This window comes from Noviherbaspirillum agri, from assembly GCF_054780595.1.
On the sequence record NZ_BAAGWA010000012.1, the window covers coordinates 40,728 to 58,513 of the forward strand.

Annotated in this window: 17 protein-coding genes; 15 read left to right on the plus strand and 2 right to left on the minus strand. The window is 54.5% G+C overall.

Annotated elements, in window-relative coordinates:
• Positions 1-208 precede the first annotated feature (208 nt).
• The 14 genes from pyrH to ACYVIA_RS17660 all read left to right on the plus strand — a co-directional run bounded on the left by pyrH (position 209) and on the right by ACYVIA_RS17660 (position 13,723).
• A complete protein-coding gene (gene pyrH / locus ACYVIA_RS17595) occupies positions 209-925 on the plus strand; it encodes a UMP kinase (RefSeq protein ID WP_460843090.1) in 717 nt (238 codons plus the stop codon).
• 34 nt (positions 926-959) lie between these two features.
• The gene (frr, locus tag ACYVIA_RS17600; RefSeq protein ID WP_460843092.1) at positions 960-1,520 is read left to right on the plus strand and encodes a ribosome recycling factor; all 561 of its coding nucleotides are present in this window, start codon (positions 960-962) and stop codon (positions 1,518-1,520) included.
• Positions 1,521-1,691: 171 nt separating this feature from the next.
• The gene (gene uppS, locus ACYVIA_RS17605) at positions 1,692-2,450 is read left to right on the plus strand and encodes a polyprenyl diphosphate synthase (RefSeq protein ID WP_460843214.1); all 759 of its coding nucleotides are present in this window, start codon (positions 1,692-1,694) and stop codon (positions 2,448-2,450) included.
• Positions 2,450-3,268 carry a phosphatidate cytidylyltransferase gene (locus ACYVIA_RS17610; RefSeq protein ID WP_460843216.1) on the plus strand — a complete coding sequence of 273 codons (819 nt, stop codon included), beginning with the start codon at positions 2,450-2,452 and terminating at the stop codon, positions 3,266-3,268. The genes uppS and ACYVIA_RS17610 overlap by 1 nt, the downstream gene beginning before the upstream one ends.
• 19 nt (positions 3,269-3,287) lie before the next feature.
• On the plus strand, positions 3,288-4,457 hold the full coding sequence (ispC, locus tag ACYVIA_RS17615; protein ID WP_460843094.1) for a 1-deoxy-D-xylulose-5-phosphate reductoisomerase: 1,170 nt from the start codon (positions 3,288-3,290) through the stop codon (positions 4,455-4,457).
• A 15-nt stretch (positions 4,458-4,472) separates the two neighbouring features.
• The gene (gene rseP / locus ACYVIA_RS17620) at positions 4,473-5,840 is read left to right on the plus strand and encodes an RIP metalloprotease RseP (RefSeq protein WP_460843096.1); all 1,368 of its coding nucleotides are present in this window, start codon (positions 4,473-4,475) and stop codon (positions 5,838-5,840) included.
• Positions 5,841-5,897: 57 nt separating this feature from the next.
• Positions 5,898-8,276, plus strand: a complete 2,379-nt coding sequence (bamA, locus tag ACYVIA_RS17625) for an outer membrane protein assembly factor BamA (RefSeq protein WP_460843097.1) — start codon at positions 5,898-5,900, stop codon at positions 8,274-8,276.
• 34 nt (positions 8,277-8,310) lie between these two features.
• Complete coding sequence (locus tag ACYVIA_RS17630; protein WP_460843100.1) at positions 8,311-8,835, plus strand: OmpH/Skp family outer membrane protein; 525 nt, start codon at positions 8,311-8,313, stop codon at positions 8,833-8,835.
• Between the two features lie 17 nt (positions 8,836-8,852).
• A complete protein-coding gene (gene lpxD / locus ACYVIA_RS17635; RefSeq protein WP_460843102.1) occupies positions 8,853-9,899 on the plus strand; it encodes a UDP-3-O-(3-hydroxymyristoyl)glucosamine N-acyltransferase in 1,047 nt (348 codons plus the stop codon).
• A gap of 1 nt (position 9,900) precedes the next feature.
• Positions 9,901-10,371: a 3-hydroxyacyl-ACP dehydratase FabZ gene (gene fabZ / locus ACYVIA_RS17640; protein ID WP_460843104.1), complete on the plus strand. Its 471-nt coding sequence runs from the start codon at positions 9,901-9,903 to the stop codon at positions 10,369-10,371.
• Positions 10,371-11,159, plus strand: coding sequence for an acyl-ACP--UDP-N-acetylglucosamine O-acyltransferase (lpxA, locus tag ACYVIA_RS17645; protein WP_460843106.1), 789 nt, complete (start codon positions 10,371-10,373; stop codon positions 11,157-11,159). Before fabZ ends, lpxA begins: the two co-directional genes overlap by 1 nt.
• 13 nt (positions 11,160-11,172) lie before the next feature.
• Positions 11,173-12,309 (plus strand): lipid-A-disaccharide synthase, encoded by a 1,137-nt coding sequence (gene lpxB, locus ACYVIA_RS17650; protein WP_460843218.1) that lies wholly within the window; start codon positions 11,173-11,175, stop codon positions 12,307-12,309.
• Positions 12,306-12,938 carry a ribonuclease HII gene (rnhB, locus tag ACYVIA_RS17655; protein WP_460843108.1) on the plus strand — a complete coding sequence of 211 codons (633 nt, stop codon included), beginning with the start codon at positions 12,306-12,308 and terminating at the stop codon, positions 12,936-12,938. The genes lpxB and rnhB overlap by 4 nt, the downstream gene beginning before the upstream one ends.
• The gene (locus ACYVIA_RS17660) at positions 12,935-13,723 is read left to right on the plus strand and encodes a TrmH family RNA methyltransferase (protein WP_460843110.1); all 789 of its coding nucleotides are present in this window, start codon (positions 12,935-12,937) and stop codon (positions 13,721-13,723) included. The genes rnhB and ACYVIA_RS17660 overlap by 4 nt, the downstream gene beginning before the upstream one ends.
• Positions 13,724-13,725: 2 nt before the next feature.
• On the opposite strand, the gene ACYVIA_RS17665 is transcribed toward ACYVIA_RS17660, so the two are convergent.
• Complete coding sequence (locus ACYVIA_RS17665) at positions 13,726-14,097, minus strand: hypothetical protein (protein WP_460843112.1); 372 nt, start codon at positions 14,095-14,097, stop codon at positions 13,726-13,728.
• 143 nt (positions 14,098-14,240) lie between these two features.
• Positions 14,241-15,080: a posphoenolpyruvate synthetase regulatory kinase/phosphorylase PpsR gene (gene ppsR, locus ACYVIA_RS17670; protein ID WP_460843220.1), complete on the minus strand. Its 840-nt coding sequence runs from the start codon at positions 15,078-15,080 to the stop codon at positions 14,241-14,243.
• Positions 15,081-15,325: 245 nt separating this feature from the next.
• On the opposite strand from ppsR, the gene ppsA reads away from it, so the two are divergent.
• Complete coding sequence (gene ppsA / locus ACYVIA_RS17675) at positions 15,326-17,683, plus strand: phosphoenolpyruvate synthase (protein WP_460843114.1); 2,358 nt, start codon at positions 15,326-15,328, stop codon at positions 17,681-17,683.
• Positions 17,684-17,786: the final 103 nt, after the last annotated feature.

Sequence of the window (17,786 nt, forward strand, 5' to 3'; positions counted from 1 at the left end):
GTGTGCCTTTTCCTACTGCAGGATATTCACTTTCCAAGCTTTCCGCCTTATCTTGCCACAAGACATTTTCTTACGTTGCATCAATAGATAGATACCCCAAAAGCGCCGGATTTCATCTACGCTGTAGCCATATGGCAGCAAGGTTTTGATGAAAAAGGGCGATTATCATTTTTTACACAAATCGGACAATTATTAGGAGTCCAGCCCTATGACAAAACCGGCTTATAAGCGTGTCCTGCTCAAACTCTCTGGTGAAGCATTGATGGGTGATGATGCCTATGGCATCAATCGTTCAACCATTGAGCGGATGGTTGCGGACGTGGCCGAAGTGGCAAAGCTGGGCGTTGAACTCGCAATCGTTATTGGCGGCGGTAACATCTTTCGCGGCGTTGCTCCGGGAGCTCAAGGAATGGATCGCGCAACGGCTGACTATATGGGAATGCTGGCGACAGTGATGAACTCGCTGGCACTTGCGGATGCCATGCGTCAGGTCGGTCTCACCGCGCGTGTGATGTCGGCGATCGGTATCGAGCAGGTGGTAGAGCCATACGTGCGGCCCAAGGCGCTCCAGTACCTTGAAGAGGGAAAAATCGTCATATTTGCTGCAGGTACCGGGAATCCATTCTTTACAACCGATACGGCGGCTGCATTGCGTGGTTCCGAGATCGGTGCCGAGGTTGTCCTGAAGGCGACCAAAGTCGATGGGGTATATAGTGCCGACCCCAACAAGGATCCCAATGCGACGCGCTATTCGACCATTACCTTCGATGAAGCTATTTCCAAGCATTTGCAGGTGATGGATGCAACGGCATTCGCACTGTGCCGCGACCAAAAGCTGCCCATCAAGGTATTCTCCATCGTCAAACCCGGCGCTCTGAAGAACGTCATCCTTGGCGACGATGAGGGAACACTCGTACACGTATAAACGATTCTTACTCGCTGTAGAAGAGGAGAGCAGAATGACACTCGCAGATATCAAGAAAAACGCTGAACAAAAGATGCATAAGTCGATTGAGACGCTCAAGGCCGACCTGGCAAAAGTGCGTACCGGTCGTGCGCATACCGGCATTCTCGACCACATCCAGGTCGATTATTACGGTACGCCGACCCATATCAATCAAGTTGCAAACGTCACTCTCATCGACGCGCGCACAATCGGTGTGCAACCGTGGGAAAAGAAAATGGTTGCGGTTATCGAAAAGGCGATCCGTGAGTCCGACCTTGGCCTGAATCCCTCAACTCAGGGCGAACTGATCCGGGTGCCGACGCCGCCGCTCACCGAGGAGCGCCGGAAGGAAATCGTTAAGGTTGTAAAGGGCGAAGGTGAGGATTCGAAGGTTGCGATTCGTAATATCCGCCGCGATGCCAACGAGGCACTGAAGAAGCTCTTGAAAGACAAGGCATGCTCGGAGGATGAAGAGCGCCGTGTGCAGGATGAGGTGCAGAAGCTGACGGATAAATTTGTCGCTGAAGTCGACAAGCTGATCACCGAGAAGGAAAAAGAGTTGATGACGGTTTAAGTTCTGTTGGAGCTCTGCCGGCGCTTCCTGTCAGCGCTGGCAGGAAGCCATGACAAGTGCGCCGTGTCGCGGTGCGCTTGCGGCAAAGCAGCATATCGCAGTGCCATGCGTTATGCTTTGCTCGCACCAACCCGATCATTCTGCGACAACCATTTCTTCGCTTTATTTCACATGACGCATACAAGCTCAACGCAAGCGGTACCTGTAGTCTCTTTGATACCGCGTCATATCGCCATCATCATGGATGGCAACGGTCGGTGGGCGACCAAGCGTTTCATGCCGCGTGTGGCCGGCCATGGAAAGGGCGTGGAGGCGGTGAGGAACGTGGTTGAGGCGTGTGTGAAGCGCGGTGTTGAATACCTGACGCTGTTTGCTTTTAGCTCGGAGAACTGGCGTCGCCCCGCAGATGAAGTGTCCTTGCTGATGCGTCTGTTCGTGACGGCTCTCGAGCGCGAGGTGTCGAAAATGCACGCGAACGATATTCGCCTCAAGGTAGTTGGCGATCTGACCCGGTTTGATGTGAAGCTTCAGGAATTGATCGCAAACGCCGAGCGCCGTACTGCGAACAATACGCGTCTGACAGTCACCATTTGCGCCAACTACGGCGGACGATGGGACATCATGCAGGCCGTGAAGAAGATGATTGCGGCAAATCCCGGTGTGAGCGACTTCAGTGAAGAGCAGCTGGCCTCCCAGCTTTCGATGGCTTACGCGCCGGAGCCGGATTTGTTTGTGCGGACGGGCGGTGAGGAGCGTATTTCCAACTTCTTGCTGTGGCAACTCGCATACGCGGAGTTTTACTTCACCGAGACCTATTGGCCGGATTTCGATGCAGCAGAGCTGGATAAGGCGATCACTTCATACCAGCAGCGCGAACGCCGATTCGGACGTACCAGTGAACAACTGATCGAACAGAAAAAGGCCTCGTGATGCTCAAGACGCGGGTAATCACGGCCCTAGTTTTGCTGGCCGTACTGCTAGCGGTTCTGTACTCCGGTTCCGATCTATTCTTTGTGTTGGTCGTTACAGCATTTTTCGGGGCTGCTGCCTGGGAAAGTTTCAGGCTCTTTCATAGTCCGCGGCCGATGCTTGGTGCTGTGATTTGGGGGGCTGCGTTTCTCTTCATCGTGTTGCCTGGAAAACTGTCCAACGCAACGCTGCTGTTCGGCCTGTGTGCGGCAGTCTGGGCAATACGACTTGCGCCTTCGTTGGGAATTGGTCTGCCGCCTTTAGACGGAATAGCGAATCGCCTCCTCAACGGCATATACGGTATAGCGATTCTTGGATGCTTTGTCGCGATCATCGTTCTCTTCCAGCGCTCGCCTCTCTATCTCCTCTCGGTGCTTGCACTCGTCTGGGTGGCGGACATCGGTGCATATTTTGCCGGCAAGGCCTTCGGAAAGCATAAACTTGCGCCATCCATTTCCCCAGGCAAGTCATGGGAGGGGGCGATTGGTGGATGGATTGCAGTGCTTGTGGTGGCAGCGGCGTCTACAACTCTTCCGGCGTTGAAAGACACGTTTGCGCGAGAAGTGTTGGACAAGTGGGGGGGGGGTGGCCTCATTGCCACGCTGACCGTGTTCGTTGCGGCCAGTATCATTGGTGACCTATTTGAATCGCAACTCAAGCGGCGGGCAGGAATGAAGGATAGTAGCAATTTGCTGCCGGGGCACGGTGGTGTGCTGGATCGGATCGATGCCGTTATTCCTACGCTGCCGCTTGCCGTCCTGCTTGGCTCTTGGCTTTAAAAAGATAGGTATCTGTCGGATGCAACATATTACGATTCTTGGCGCCACCGGTTCGATTGGCGCTTCTACGCTTGATGTATTGGCGCGGCATCCGGAACGCTATCGTGTCTTTGCCTTGACTGCGCACAGCCGTGTCGACGTGCTGGCGGCGCAGTGCGAGAAGTTCCGCCCTGAAGTGGCGGTCGTTGGGGCGCCGGAAGCAGCCAAGTTGCTGAGATCCATGCTTGCCGAAAAAGGACTGCAGACCAAAGTTGAGTACGGCGAAGAGGCGTTATGTGCTGTCGCTAATGCTGAACGGTGTGATGTGGTGATGGCGGCTATTGTCGGGGCGGCTGGTCTGGCTCCGACGCTTGCGGCTGCGAAGGCTGGGAAGAAGGTGCTGCTTGCAAACAAGGAGGCACTGGTGATGTCGGGGCAACTGTTTATGGATGCCGTTGCAGCCAGTGGGGCCACCCTGTTGCCGATCGATAGTGAACATAACGCTATTTATCAATGTCTGCCATCGTCCTATGGGCGTTCGCCGACAGGACATGGCATTTCAAAAATACTGTTGACTGCCTCCGGAGGGCCGTTTCTTTCACGACCGGTCGAAACGCTGGAAAACGTCACTCCTGAAGAAGCGGTTGCACATCCAAACTGGGTGATGGGACGGAAGATTTCAGTCGATTCTGCCACCATGATGAACAAAGGGCTCGAGGTTATCGAAGCTCACTGGTTGTTTGGTGCACGATCCGACCAGATCGAGGTTGTGATTCACCCTCAGAGCGTGATCCACTCGATGGTTTCCTATGTCGATGGTTCCGTACTGGCTCAATTGGGCAACCCAGACATGCGCACGCCCATTGCTCATGCCTTAGCTTATCCGGAGCGAATCACGTCCGGTGTCGCACCGGTGGATCTCGCGCAAATTGGGCAGCTGCTATTCCAACATCCGGATTTCCACCGCTTCCCGTGCCTTAAGCTCGCATATGATGCGCTCGAAGCCGGCGGAACGGCGCCGGCCATCCTGAATGCTGCAAATGAAGTTGCGGTCCAGGCGTTTCTGGATCGCAAGATCGGATTCCGGGAGATCGACCGTCTCATCACCCGCGTGATGGAATCCCTGCCTTATGATCAAATAACGAATATCGACGACTTGCTAGAGCATGACCGTCGTGCTCGTGCGACCGCACAAGCCCTTATTCAATAGATCGAGGTTTCGACCATGACTCTGCTGCATACCTTGGTGGCGTTCCTTGTAGCGCTCGCCGTGCTGATCGTCGTCCATGAACTTGGACATTACTGGGTGGCGCGTTGGTGCGGAGTGAAGGTTCTGCGTTTTTCTGTCGGCATGGGAAAGATCATCTTTTCCCGGCGTATCGGCCCCGATCAGACCGAGTGGGCATTGTCGATTCTCCCGCTTGGCGGCTACGTAAAGATGCTCGACGCACGCGAGACTGACGTCAGTGGGCTTCCGCCGGGCGACCTAAAGCGTGAGTTCACGCGGCAGCCGGTTTGGAAACGCATGGCCATCGTTGCGGCAGGACCTCTTGCCAATTTCTTGCTAGCCATTGCGGTGTTTGCCGGCCTGTACAACCACGGTACGGAGGAGCCCTCCACGAAACTGCGCACGGTAGCAGAGGGGACAGTCGCTTATCAAGCCGGACTCCGCGGTGGGGAGCGCGTCATGTTCGTCAATGGGGAGTCGGTTCGGACCTGGACTGATCTTCGCTGGGCAATCATGAACTTGGCACTGGAGAAAACGCCGGTGCAAATCGATGTGCAGCGGTCTGATCCCGGGAGATCCAGCGGTCATTCCATGGACTCGGTGACTGTCAGGCTGGATGAACTCACACCAGCGGATCTTGAAGGGGACTTTTTGGCGAAACTGGGGCTCCAAATGGGACGTCCTCAAGCAGTATTGGGAAAGATTATTCCAGGCGGTCCTGCTATGGAGGCAGGACTTCAGGAAGGGGACAGGGTAGAGACGGTGAATGGTCGTTCAGTGCCCGATGGTTTGGCTTTTGTCGAGCTTGTCCGTTCATCAGCAGGTAAGTCATTGCAGATTGACGGCGTCCGTAATCAGCAGAAATTCAGCGTAACAATTACTCCCGAGACGCATGTCAAGAATGACGTGACTATTGGCCGTATCCAGGCGGAGGTTCCGCTTGCACCCGAGATGATCAAGGTTTCAGAGCCACCGCTGGGAGCACTGACGAAAGCTGTATGGAAGACCTGGGATACCAGCGTTTTAACGCTGAAAATGCTTGGTAAAATGCTGGTTGGTGAGGTTTCTTTCCGGAATATTACTGGGCCAATTACGATTGCCGATTACGCTGGGCAGACGGCACGCATTGGTGTGGTCAGCTACCTCACGTTTATTGCCTTCATCAGTATCAGCTTGGGCGTTATGAACCTGCTACCCATTCCCGTTTTAGATGGGGGGCTTTTACTGTATTATTCGCTGGAACTTTTTACCGGGCGGGCTCTTTCTGAGCGGTTTGGCGAACTGGCCCAACGAGCGGGAGTGGGCATCTTGATGGCGTTGATGGCGGTAGCTGTCTTTAATGACATTGTCCGGCTCATGTCCTGAGTCTTGCCAATGTCGCCCAGCGTAGCGCTCGGCAAGAGCATTGATAATAAATAACCGATGAAATTACATTCCGAGCGTTTTCCCCAGCCTTTATTTTCACGTCGTCTTATTGCTATCGCCGCCTTCGCCCTTTGCACCGGGCATGCGCTTGCAGTTGATCCCTTCACAGTAAAGGATATTCGTGTTGAAGGTATCCAACGAACGGAGGCAGGTACGGTTTTCAGCTATTTGCCGGTACGTGTTGGTGACATTTACACCGACGCAAAGGGTACAGCGGCGATCAAGGCGCTCTACGCAACCGGTTTTTTCAAGGACGTGCGTCTCGAAGTAGAGGGTGACGTTCTGGTTGTGTTGGTGGAAGAGCGGCCCGCCATTGCTGGTGTTGACTTCTCCGGTACAAAGGAATTCGACAAGGATGCGCTGACCAAGGCGCTGAAAGAAATCGGCCTGGGCGAGTCCCGCATTTTCGATCGTGCTTTGGTCGATCGGGCGGAGCAGGAGCTCAAGCGACAATATTTGTCTCGCGGGCTGTACGGCGTACAGATCACCACAACTGTTACGCCAATCGAGCGGAACCGTGTGAACATCAGCTTCGCCGTGGACGAGGGAGAGGTCGCACGCATCAAGCAAATCAATATTGTCGGCAACAAGGCGTTTTCAGATAGCGAGCTGCGCGGGCTTCTGAACCTGAGCACACCGGGATGGTTCACCTGGTATACGAAAGCGGATCAATACTCCAAGCAAAAACTCACAGGTGATATTGAAGCGCTCCGCTCGCATTACCTGAACCGGGGATATCTTGAAATGCAGGTGGACTCGACCCAGGTTTCCATCACTCCTGACAAGAAGGATATTTACATCACCATCAACATTAACGAAGGCGAAAAGTTTACGGTCGCTGACGTCCGGTTGGAAGGTGAGATGTTTGGCCGGGAAGAGGAACTCAAGTCTTTGGTTGAGCTGAAGCGTGGTGATGTGTATTCGGGGGAGAGGCTCGCAGAAAGCGTTAAAAAGATTTCTGAACGGATGGGTAATTTTGGCTATGCGTTTGCGAACGTGAATGCCAACCCTGAGATCAATCGGGAGAAGAGGGAAGTCAGCTTCTCGGTGTTGATCGATCCGGGAAAACGAGTCTACGTTCGTAGAATCAACGTTGCAGGAAATACGAAGACACGGGATGAGGTCATCCGTCGTGAATTCCGCCAGTTCGAGAACTCCTGGTACGACGGGGAAAAAATCCGCCTGTCGCGCGACCGCGTAGACCGCCTTGGATACTTCAAGGAAGTGGGTATAGAGACTCCCGAAGTCCCTGGGACTACCGACCAGGTCGATATCAACATGACGGTTGAGGAAAAGCCGACTGGCAACATTATGCTGGGTGCAGGCTTCTCGAGCAGTGAAAAGCTGATGCTGACAGGTTCGATTCAGCAGGCAAATGCCTTCGGTAGCGGCAATACCCTCGGGATCGATGTAAATACCAGCAAACGTAACAAGACGATTGCGCTCTCCCAAACAACACCGTACTTCACAGATGACGGTGTCAGCCGCAGTTATGAGTTGTTCCTTCGTACGACAAGGCCACCCGAGGTCAATACCGGTGACTATGTCATTGAAACGAAAGGCGGAAAAATATCGTTTGGCGTTCCGTTCTCGGAGCACGATACGATCTTCTTTGGCGCGGGTGTTGAGCGGACTTCTGTTGAAACCTACTCTGGACTTACGGATAAGAATCCTAGCCCAGAGATATATTTGGACTACGTAAATGATTTTGGTGATGCCATTCCCCGGGACGTAAATGGGGAAATTGTTCCCGGCACTTATAGAGCGGATACTACTAGCTTTCCGTTAACGGTCGCGTGGCAGCGTGATAGCCGTGACAGTGCCTTGGTACCGACAGTCGGACGCTACCAACGTGCTCATCTTGAGTTTGCCCCAGTGGGTGACGTCAAGTATTACCGGGCAATTTATCAGCACCAGTACTTCCGGCCGCTATTCCGTGTCGTAACATTGGCATTGAATGGCGAAGTTGACTATGGCAGCGGAATCGGGGGCAAGCCGTACCCAATCTTCAAGAGATTCTACGCTGGCGGCATTGGATCTGTACGTGGTTACGAGGGGTCTTCGATCGGCCCGAAGAGTGGAATCGGAGATCCGATCGGCGGCGCTTCCAGGATCATTGCAAATGCAGAATTGCAGTTCCCGTTCCCGGGGTCCGGCAACGACCGTACACTTCGTTGGTTTACCTTCTTTGATGCTGGTGGCGTATATGGAGATGATGCAAAAATGAAGTTGTCCGACATGCGCTACTCGGCCGGTATCGGTATCAGCTGGGTATCGCCGATCGGTCCGCTGAAGCTCAGTTATGGCAAGGCACTCAATGCCGAGCCGGACGATCGGAAGCAGAACTTCCAGTTCCAGCTTGGTACCGGTTTCTAGGGTGGTGGCATAATAGTAATTTGATTTGCGGAGAATGACCTTGAAGTCCTTAACTACAACATCAAACCGGTTCAAGTGCATCGCTCTTTTTGCGGCGTTGCTGCTGCCACTGGCGCATGTGCAAGCGCAGGAATCGAAAGTCGGTTTCGTCAGCACCGAGCGGATCTTCCGCGAAGCGGCGCCGGCCAAGGCAGCGCAAGCAAAGATCGAGCAGGAGTTTTCACGCCGAGACAAGGAGTTGCAGGAAATGGCAGGTCGGCTGAAATCCATGTCCGAGAAGCTGGACAAGGAAGCTGCAATTTTGCCTGAACTTGATCGTATCAAGCGCCAACGCGAATTGGCAGATCTGGATAAAGACTTCCAGCGCAAGCAACGCGAGTTCCGTGAAGACCTCAACCAGCGCCGCAACGAGGAGCTTGCAATTGTCCTTGACCGTACGAACAAGGTAATCAAGCAGATTGCCGAAGCCGAAAAGTACGACATCGTATTCCAGGAGGCGGTGTACGCAAGTCCGCGGATCGATATTACCGATAAAGTGCTCAAGGCGCTCAACAAGTAATTCTCAAAAGGGCCAAAATGAGCAATCGGCTGGGAAAATTGGTCGAACGCTTGGGAGGCCAACTGATAGGCGATGCCGAAATCGAGGTTTCTGGCATCGCGCCACTGGATGCGGCAGACGCGTCGCACATCACGTTTCTCTCCAATCCCAAGCTTCGTGCGTTGGCAGCGCAAACAAATGCTGCCGCTCTGATTCTGTCACCCGCAGATGATGCTGCCGTTTCCGCGACGTACAGTGGCGCGCGGATCCTGACAGCGAATCCCTACGCGTATTTTGCCAAGGTCGCGCAACTGTTTGTCGAACAGGCTGCGATCCCTGTCGTTCCTGGCATTAATCCGGCCGCCGTCGTCCATCCTGCTGCAGATGTGGCTGCGACCGCATATGTCGGGCCGCATGTGACGATTGATGCGGAGGCGGTAATCGGTGATGGTGCAGTGATCGATGCAGGATGCTATGTCGGTCGAGGTGCGTCGGTTGGGGACAGGACACATCTTCATGCAAATGTGACTTTTCATGCTGCATGCCAGATTGGGCAGCGCGGCATCATTCATTCAGGTGCGGTGATCGGCGCCGACGGCTTCGGCTTTGCCAAGGACAGCGGTGCCTGGATCAAGATTCCACAAACCGGTCGCGTCGTGATCGGCGATGACGTCGAAATCGGAGCAAATACGACCATCGACCGCGGAGCCTTAGCGGACACGATTATTGAAGATGGCGTCAAACTGGATAATCAGATCCAGATTGGCCATAACTGTCATATTGGTGCGCATACCGCCATGGCAGGCTGTGTTGGTGTGGCCGGCAGCGCAAAGATCGGAAAGTACTGCACGTTTGGTGGGGCTGCCATGGTCTTGGGACACTTGACGATTGTCGACAACGTGCATATTTCGTCGGGCAGCATGGTGTCTCGATCGATTATGGAACCGGGGCAGTACACGGGGTTTTATCCACTGGCAAAGAATGCGGAATGGGAGAAATCGGCAGCCATTGTTCGCAATCTGGGAACGATGCGTGAGAAAATCCGCGAACTCGAAAAAACACTTAAATTGCTTACCGGAAAGTAGAATGAAAAGTCTCGATATTAATCAAATCAAAGAGTATCTTCCGCACCGTTATCCGCTGCTGCTGGTTGACCGTGTGCTGGAGTGGGAGTCCGGCAAGTCCATTACTGCGATCAAGAACGTTACCGTCAACGAAGAGTTTTTCAACGGTCATTTTCCGCACAAGCCAGTCATGCCGGGCGTGTTAATGATCGAAGCATTGGCACAAACAGCGGCGATTCTGTCGTTCCTGACCATGGGGCAGAAACCTGACGAAAACAGCGTGGTCTATTTTGTCGGTATTGACGGGGCGCGTTTCAAGCGCCCTGTGGAGCCGGGTGATCAACTGAAAATGCAGGTCGAGATTCTTCGTAATTCACGCGGTATCTGGAAGTACAAGGCGCAAGCAATGGTAGATGGCCAGCTAGCCGTCGAGGCTGAGCTGATGTGCACAATGCGCAGCGCTGCGGATCCCAGCCAGCCGGCGGGGCAGTAATGACAACGATTCATCCAACCGCCATCGTTGATTCCAGGGCAGAGCTCGATGCCTCGGTCGAGGTGGGAGCCTATTCGATCATCGGTCCGGATGTAAAGATCGGCGCACGAACAAAAGTTGGACCACATGTCGTTATCGAAGGTCATACGACCATCGGCTGCGACAATCACTTCTATCAGTTCTCCTCCATTGGTGCGGCTCCCCAGGACAAGAAGTACAAGGGCGAGCCGACTCTGCTGGAGATCGGCGATCGCAACACCATTCGCGAATTCTGCACCTTCAATACCGGGACCATACAAGACGCTGGCGCTACCCGGATTGCCAGCGACAACTGGATCATGGCGTACGTCCATATCGGCCATGATTGTCAATTGGGCAGTAACCTGATCCTCGCAAATAACGTGACTTTGGGCGGCCACGTCTACTTGGATGACTGGGTGTTCCTCGGCGGCTTCACCACGGTGCACCAGTTCTGTCATATCGGTGCGCACGCAATGACAGCCTTTACCGCAGCAGTGAGCCAGGACGTGCCGCCATTCGTGACAGCGGCCGGCAATCGCGCTGTGCCTGCCGGTATCAATTCGGAGGGCCTGAAGCGACGCGGTTTCACGTCCGAGCAGATCACTGCTATTAAGAGGGCTTACAAGACCATTTACCGCACTGGACTTTCGCTGGAGGATGCCAAGACTGCGTTGGCGAAAGAGGAGTCGAACTCTCCGGCTGCCGCGCAATATATCCGCCTGTTGCGCGAATTCCTGGAAAAAAATAACCGTGGCATCATCCGATAAGCTGTCGATTGCGATGGTCGCCGGCGAGAGCTCCGGCGATCTGCTCGCAAGCAGGCTGCTGTCTGGACTGCGCCCCTTGCTTCCGCATGCAACGTTCCACGGCATTGGCGGCCCGAAGATGGCCGATTACGGTTTTCACAGCGACTGGCCGATGGAAAAGCTGTCTGTTCGCGGCTTGTTCGAAGTGCTCGCGCATTACCGTGAAATCAAGGGCATACAGAACGCCTTGCGGGATCAGCTTCTCATAGAAAAACCGGCCGCCTTCATTGGGGTTGATGCGCCTGATTTTAACTTTGGGCTGGAAGCGCAGTTGAAGCAAGCCGGCATTCCGACGATGCACTTCATCAGTCCGTCGATTTGGGCATGGCGCGGGGGGCGAATCAAGAAGATTGCCCGAGCGGTATCGCATATGCTCGTCGTATTCCCGTTCGAAGAAGAAATCTACCGCAAGGCGGGAATCCCGGTTACCTATGTGGGTTATCCGTTGGCGGAAATAATTCCGATGGACCCGGATGTGAGTGCGGCAAGGGCTTCGCTTGGACTTCCGAACGATGTGCCGGTGGTCGCGATTTTGCCGGGCAGTCGGATGTCCGAGCTAAAGTACAACACGGCTGCATTTATCGGCGCGGCAAAATGCCTGTCACAGCGCGACGGGTCTATCCGTTTTGTCGTTCCCATGGCAGGCGAGAAGCAGCGGGCTTACTTTACCGAGTTGGTTGCGAACGCTGGTCTTTCCGACGTTCCGCTTCAGGTCATTACCGGACACTCACATGCGGCGATTACCGCATCGGACGCTGTGCTTGTTGCGTCCGGAACGGCCACGCTTGAAGTGGCGCTATTCAAGAAACCGATGGTAATTGCCTACAAGATGATGCGCGCATCCTGGGAAGTACTGCGCCATATGGGGTACCAGCCATGGATCGGTCTGCCGAATATCCTTGCGCGGGACTTTGTGGTTCCGGAGTTACTGCAGGATGCCGCGACTCCGCACGCACTTGCCGATTCGCTGTGGCAACAGCTAACGGATATGCCACATCGCGCACGGTTGCAGCAACGCTTCACAGAGATGCATGTGTCCTTATTACGCGATAGTGCAAAGGAAAGCGCGCAGGCTGTCTTGAACCTGATTGGCCGCACTGCAAGCGCATGAAAACGCAGAACACAAGTTTGTCGCTCTTTGATCACGCAGGGGAAGTGGTTTGCGGCGTCGACGAGGCGGGGCGCGGACCGCTGGCCGGTGCCGTATTCGCAGCTGCGGTCATCCTTGATCCGGCGCGCCCGATTGCGGGGCTCCGCGACTCTAAGAAGTTGAGCGAAGTGCGGCGGACTGCGCTCGCAGAGCAGATCAAAGAGCATTCACTGGCATGGTCAATTGCATACTGCTCCGAAAGCGAGATCGACGCAATCAACATTCTGCAGGCTTCGATGCTGGCAATGCGGCGTGCAGTGGAAAGCCTGAAAGTCGCGCCGACTCTCGCGCTTATTGACGGCAATCGTTGCCCGGTGATGCCTATCCGATCTGAGGCGATTGTCAAAGGCGACGACAAGGTGGCCGAAATCTCGGCGGCATCGATTCTGGCCAAGACTGCACGCGACGCTTCGTTAATGGCATTGCATGAGAAGTATCCGCAGTACGGATTTGACCAGCACAAAGGGTATCCCACGTCGTTGCATCTGGAGCGCTTGCGCCAGTACGGTGTTTCACCAGTTCACCGGAGATCATATGCGCCGGTACGCGAGCTTCTTGGGCTGGCGCAGATCGATCAGATGGCATCATGAAAAGGATTTCGTCCCGGGACAACCTGATGTACAAGGAATTGAAGCTGCTGGCGACGAGTTCGCAGGCGCGGCGCAAGGCCGGGCGAACTCTGCTTGACGGCGTACATCTATGCGAAGCCTATCTGGCCCAGGTTGGTAAACCAGCGTTTTGTGTCGTGAGCGAAGGCTCGGTCGATCATTCTGAAGTGACATCCATCCTTCTGCGATGCGAGGTCGGACATGTGCAGACGATTTGGCTGCCTGAGCCGCTTTACCAGGCACTGAGCCAGGTGGAGCACGGGGTCGGGCTGTTGTTTGTCGTTGAGATGCCGCAGTTGCCGATTCCTTCGAAGCTCATTCATTCCGCAGTATTGCTTGACGGCTTGCAGGATCCCGGTAATCTCGGATCTATCTTGCGCAGTGCTGCTGCGGCCGGGATCGAAAATGTCTTCTGCAGCAAGGGCACAGTGCTTGCGTGGTCACCAAAGGTACTTCGCGCAGGCATGGGGGCGCACTTTATTCTTAAAATTTTCGAGAATGTCGATCTCGTTGGACTTGTGAAATCGGCTTCTATTCCGGTTCTGGCAACGAGTTCGCATGCCCAGCAAAGCATCTACGACGTCGATCTGAAACAGCCGGTAGCCTGGCTGTTCGGCCACGAGGGGCAGGGGGTGTCGACAGAGTTGCTCGACGCCGCGACGCATCCGGTATCAATCCCCCATCGTGGAGCGGTGGAATCGCTTAATGTCGCTGCGAGCGCTGCAGTATGCTTCTTCGAGCAGTTACGGCAGCAACTTATGCAATAAAATCATCCATTCTGTTCAACGGGCAGGCGTTGCAGCTGAGAAGCTTGGTAAACGAGGCCGGGTGACACGCAGCATTCTTCTTCACCTAATGCCATTCCGCTTTCCGGTGGACAAACGCGATCGAACTGATAGACACGCCCTTGGATGACGGCGTAGCGGTAAATATGTGCATCGTGGTATGTGCCAATCATTTCCGCGACGCGTTCAGGGCGTGCAAATTGCGTTTGACCGCTTCTGTTGAACGAATGCCGAGCATTAGGTAGCATTCGCAAAGACTCGATGTCTGATTCGACATGTCCGAGGCCTTCTTTGAGTGCCCAAAAGAAAAAGAGTAAGCCAATCCACAGGACAAGCTCAATCAAAATGAGATCCATTCCAACCTCCTCAAACCTTTACTCTCTTTATAATCAACTTGTAAGGTTTGTGTAAGGTTTTTCTTCGACCAGCGTCAGAGATATGGATAAAAAACGCCGGGAGGCTTTAAGCATTCCAGCGTCGGGAGGGGTGTTAAAACGAATCAGAATGCTCGCTTGTCCGATTTGATCTCCTGCAGGATCATCGTTGCGATTTCTTCAATGGACTTGGCTGTCGAAGACATCCAGCGAATTCCTTCACGCTTCATCATCTTCTCCGCTTCATTCACTTCGTAGCGGCAGTTCTCCAAGGAAGCGTATTTGCTACCAGGACGGCGTTCGTTTCTGACTTCCGAAAGGCGGTCAGGTGCAATCGATAATCCGAAAATCTTTTTCTTGAATGGAAGCAATCCGCTCGGCAGTTTCCCTCGCTCGAAATCATCCGGAATGAGCGGATAGTTCGCCGCCTTGATGCCAAACTGCATTGCGAGATACAGGCTGGTCGGCGTCTTTCCGGAGCGGGAAACACCGACCAGAATGACATCGGCCGCGGCAAGGTTCTGGTTAGACTGACCATCGTCATGCGCAAGGGAAAAGTTGATGGCTTCGATCCGGTTCTTGTAATCATCGGAGTCAGCGATATTGTGGCTGCGGCCGATTGTATGGGTGGATTTCACCCCCAGTTCCTGTTCCAGCGGTTCCACAAAGGTCTGGATCAGGTCCATGTGCATGCCCTTGGACTGGCGCACGACCGAGGAAAGTTCAGCTTTCACGAGGGTGGAGAAGACGATGGGACGTTTACCATCGCGCTCAAAGGCGTCATTGATTTCCCTGACGGCGTCATACGCCTTGTCGAGCGTATCGACGAACGGTAGTCGAACTTGTGAAAACCGCAGTTCGAACTGCGTCAGTACTGAATGGCCAAAGGTTTCGGCGGTGATACCTGTTCCGTCTGAAACAAAGAAGACGGTTCGGTCGGCAGTGGGGAAGAGCGAGTCCGGCATAGTGTTATTTATATGTAAATCATGAAAACTTCTGAATTGCGTCCAGCAAGAGCTCGTTGCGCACTGTAAAATAGCGATCAATTATTTACCTGACATCGCGATTATCAAGAATAACAAAAAGACCCGCGTCGCGAATACAGATATGCAGATTTCTTATCATCAAAATAGGTGTAGTTATGTCCAACGCAGTATCAACGGGGGCCACCCAGGGGGCTACTTACGTAGCATCGTTTGAGGATCTAAGAATGACGGACGTCGAGTCCGTCGGCGGAAAGAACGCTTCACTTGGCGAAATGATCAGCCAACTGGCTGGTGCGGGCGTGCGCGTTCCTGGCGGCTTTGCAACGACCGCACAGGCATTCCGCGATTTCCTCGCTCATAGCAGCAATGGCGGCACTACGCTGGCGCAGCGTATCGCTGACCGTCTCGCCTCGCTTGACGTTGACGACGTTCGCGCACTTGCGCAAGCCGGTGCGGAAATCCGCCAGTGGATCATCGATACGCCTTTCCAGCCGCGCCTGGAACAGGAAATTCGCGAGTTCTATCAGCGTCTGGTTGCGGACTCTTCGGCGGAAATGTCTTTTGCCGTGCGTTCGTCGGCGACAGCAGAGGACCTGCCGGATGCATCGTTTGCGGGGCAGCAGGAAACCTTCTTGAACGTGGTTGGTATCGACAATGTGCTGGAAGCGATCAAGCACGTGTTTGCCTCCCTGTATAACGACCGCGCAATCTCCTATCGCGTCCACAAGGGCTTTACCCATGCCGAAGTGGCCTTGTCGGCCGGCGTGCAACGCATGGTGCGCTCCGACGTCGGTGCTGCCGGCGTGATGTTTACCATCGATACCGAGTCCGGTTTCAAGGACGTGGTATTCATTACCTCCAGCTATGGCCTCGGTGAGACGGTCGTGCAAGGAGCGGTGAACCCGGACGAGTTCTATGTGCATAAGCCAATGCTGGAGCAGGGAAAGCTGCCCATCATCCGTCGCAACATCGGTTCCAAGCTGATCAAGATGGAGTTTACCGGCGAAGCCAAGGCCGGCCGTTCCGTCAAGACGGTCGACGTGCCGATCGAAATGCGCAATCGCTATTCGCTGAACGATCAGGAGATCGTCGAACTGGCGAAATACGCAGTTATCATCGAGAAGCATTACGGCCGTCCGATGGATATTGAGTGGGGCAAGGATGGACGCGACGGAAAGCTGTACATCCTGCAGGCACGTCCGGAAACAGTAAAGTCGCAGCAGAAGGCGACTGACGTGCAGCAACGCTTCAAGCTGAAAGGTAGTGGTACGGTGTTGGCCTCCGGCCGCGCGATTGGTCAGAAGATTGGTGCCGGCCCGGTGCGCGTGATTCGCGATCCGTCCGAGATGGAACGCGTCCAGCCCGGCGATGTGCTGGTGGCTGACATGACCGACCCGAACTGGGAACCGGTAATGAAGCGCGCTTCGGCAATTGTCACCAATCGCGGCGGGCGTACCTGCCACGCGGCGATCATCGCGCGCGAACTGGGCGTGCCGGCTGTTGTTGGCTGCGGCAACGCAACCGATATGCTGAAGGATGGCACTCTGGTAACGGTTTCCTGCGCCGAGGGCGACGAAGGCAAGATTTACGACGGCCTGCTGGAAACGGAAGTGACCGAGGTTTCGCGTGGCGAATTGCCGTCACTGCCGTTGAAGATCATGATGAACGTCGGGAATCCGCAACTGGCATTCGATTTCCAGTCGATTCCCAATGGCGGTGTTGGCCTTGCGCGCCTCGAGTTTATTATCAACAACAACATCGGCGTGCATCCGAAGGCGATTCTCGAATATCCGGGCATCGATGCCGACCTGAAGAAGGCGGTCGAATCTGTGGCGCGCGGTCACGCGTCGCCGAAGGCGTTCTATGTAGACAAGCTCGCTGAGGGTGTCGCGACGATTGCAGCCGCGTTCTGGCCAAAGCCGGTAATCGTGCGCCTGTCCGATTTCAAGTCGAACGAGTACAAGAAGCTGATCGGTGGTTCCCGATACGAGCCGGACGAGGAAAACCCGATGCTGGGCTTCCGTGGTGCCGCACGTTATCTCGCTGCGGACTTCGCAGAAGCGTTCGAGATGGAATGCCAGGCAATGAAGCGCGTCCGCAACGACATGGGTCTCACCAACGTAGAAATCATGGTGCCATTCGTGCGTACGCTCGGCCAGGCAGAGAAAGTAGTTGATCTGCTTGGGAAGAATGGCCTCAGGCGCGGTGAAAACGGACTGCGTCTGATCATGATGTGTGAAGTGCCGTCCAATGCGATCCTGGCCGAGCAGTTCCTCGAATACTTCGATGGATTCTCAATTGGCTCCAACGATCTGACCCAGCTTACGCTGGGCCTGGATCGTGATTCTGGCATGGAGTTGCTGGCAGCTGATTTCGACGAGCGTGATGCTGCCGTGCGCGCCTTGCTTTCGAAGGCGATCGCCGCTTGCCGTGCTCAGGGCAAATACATTGGTATTTGCGGCCAGGGACCGTCGGATCATCCGGACTTCGCCGAGTGGTTGATGAAGGAGGGGATTGCATCTATCTCGCTCAATCCGGATACGGTCATCGATACCTGGCAAAAGCTGGCATCGGTCAGCTGATTTTTCTTCGTCGTGTAAGCTTTTGTCTCATAAAAACGCGGGCGGAAACGTTCGCGTTTTTTTCGTCAACAATCTGTTGCAGGTGGACAAATAGTGGCGGGAA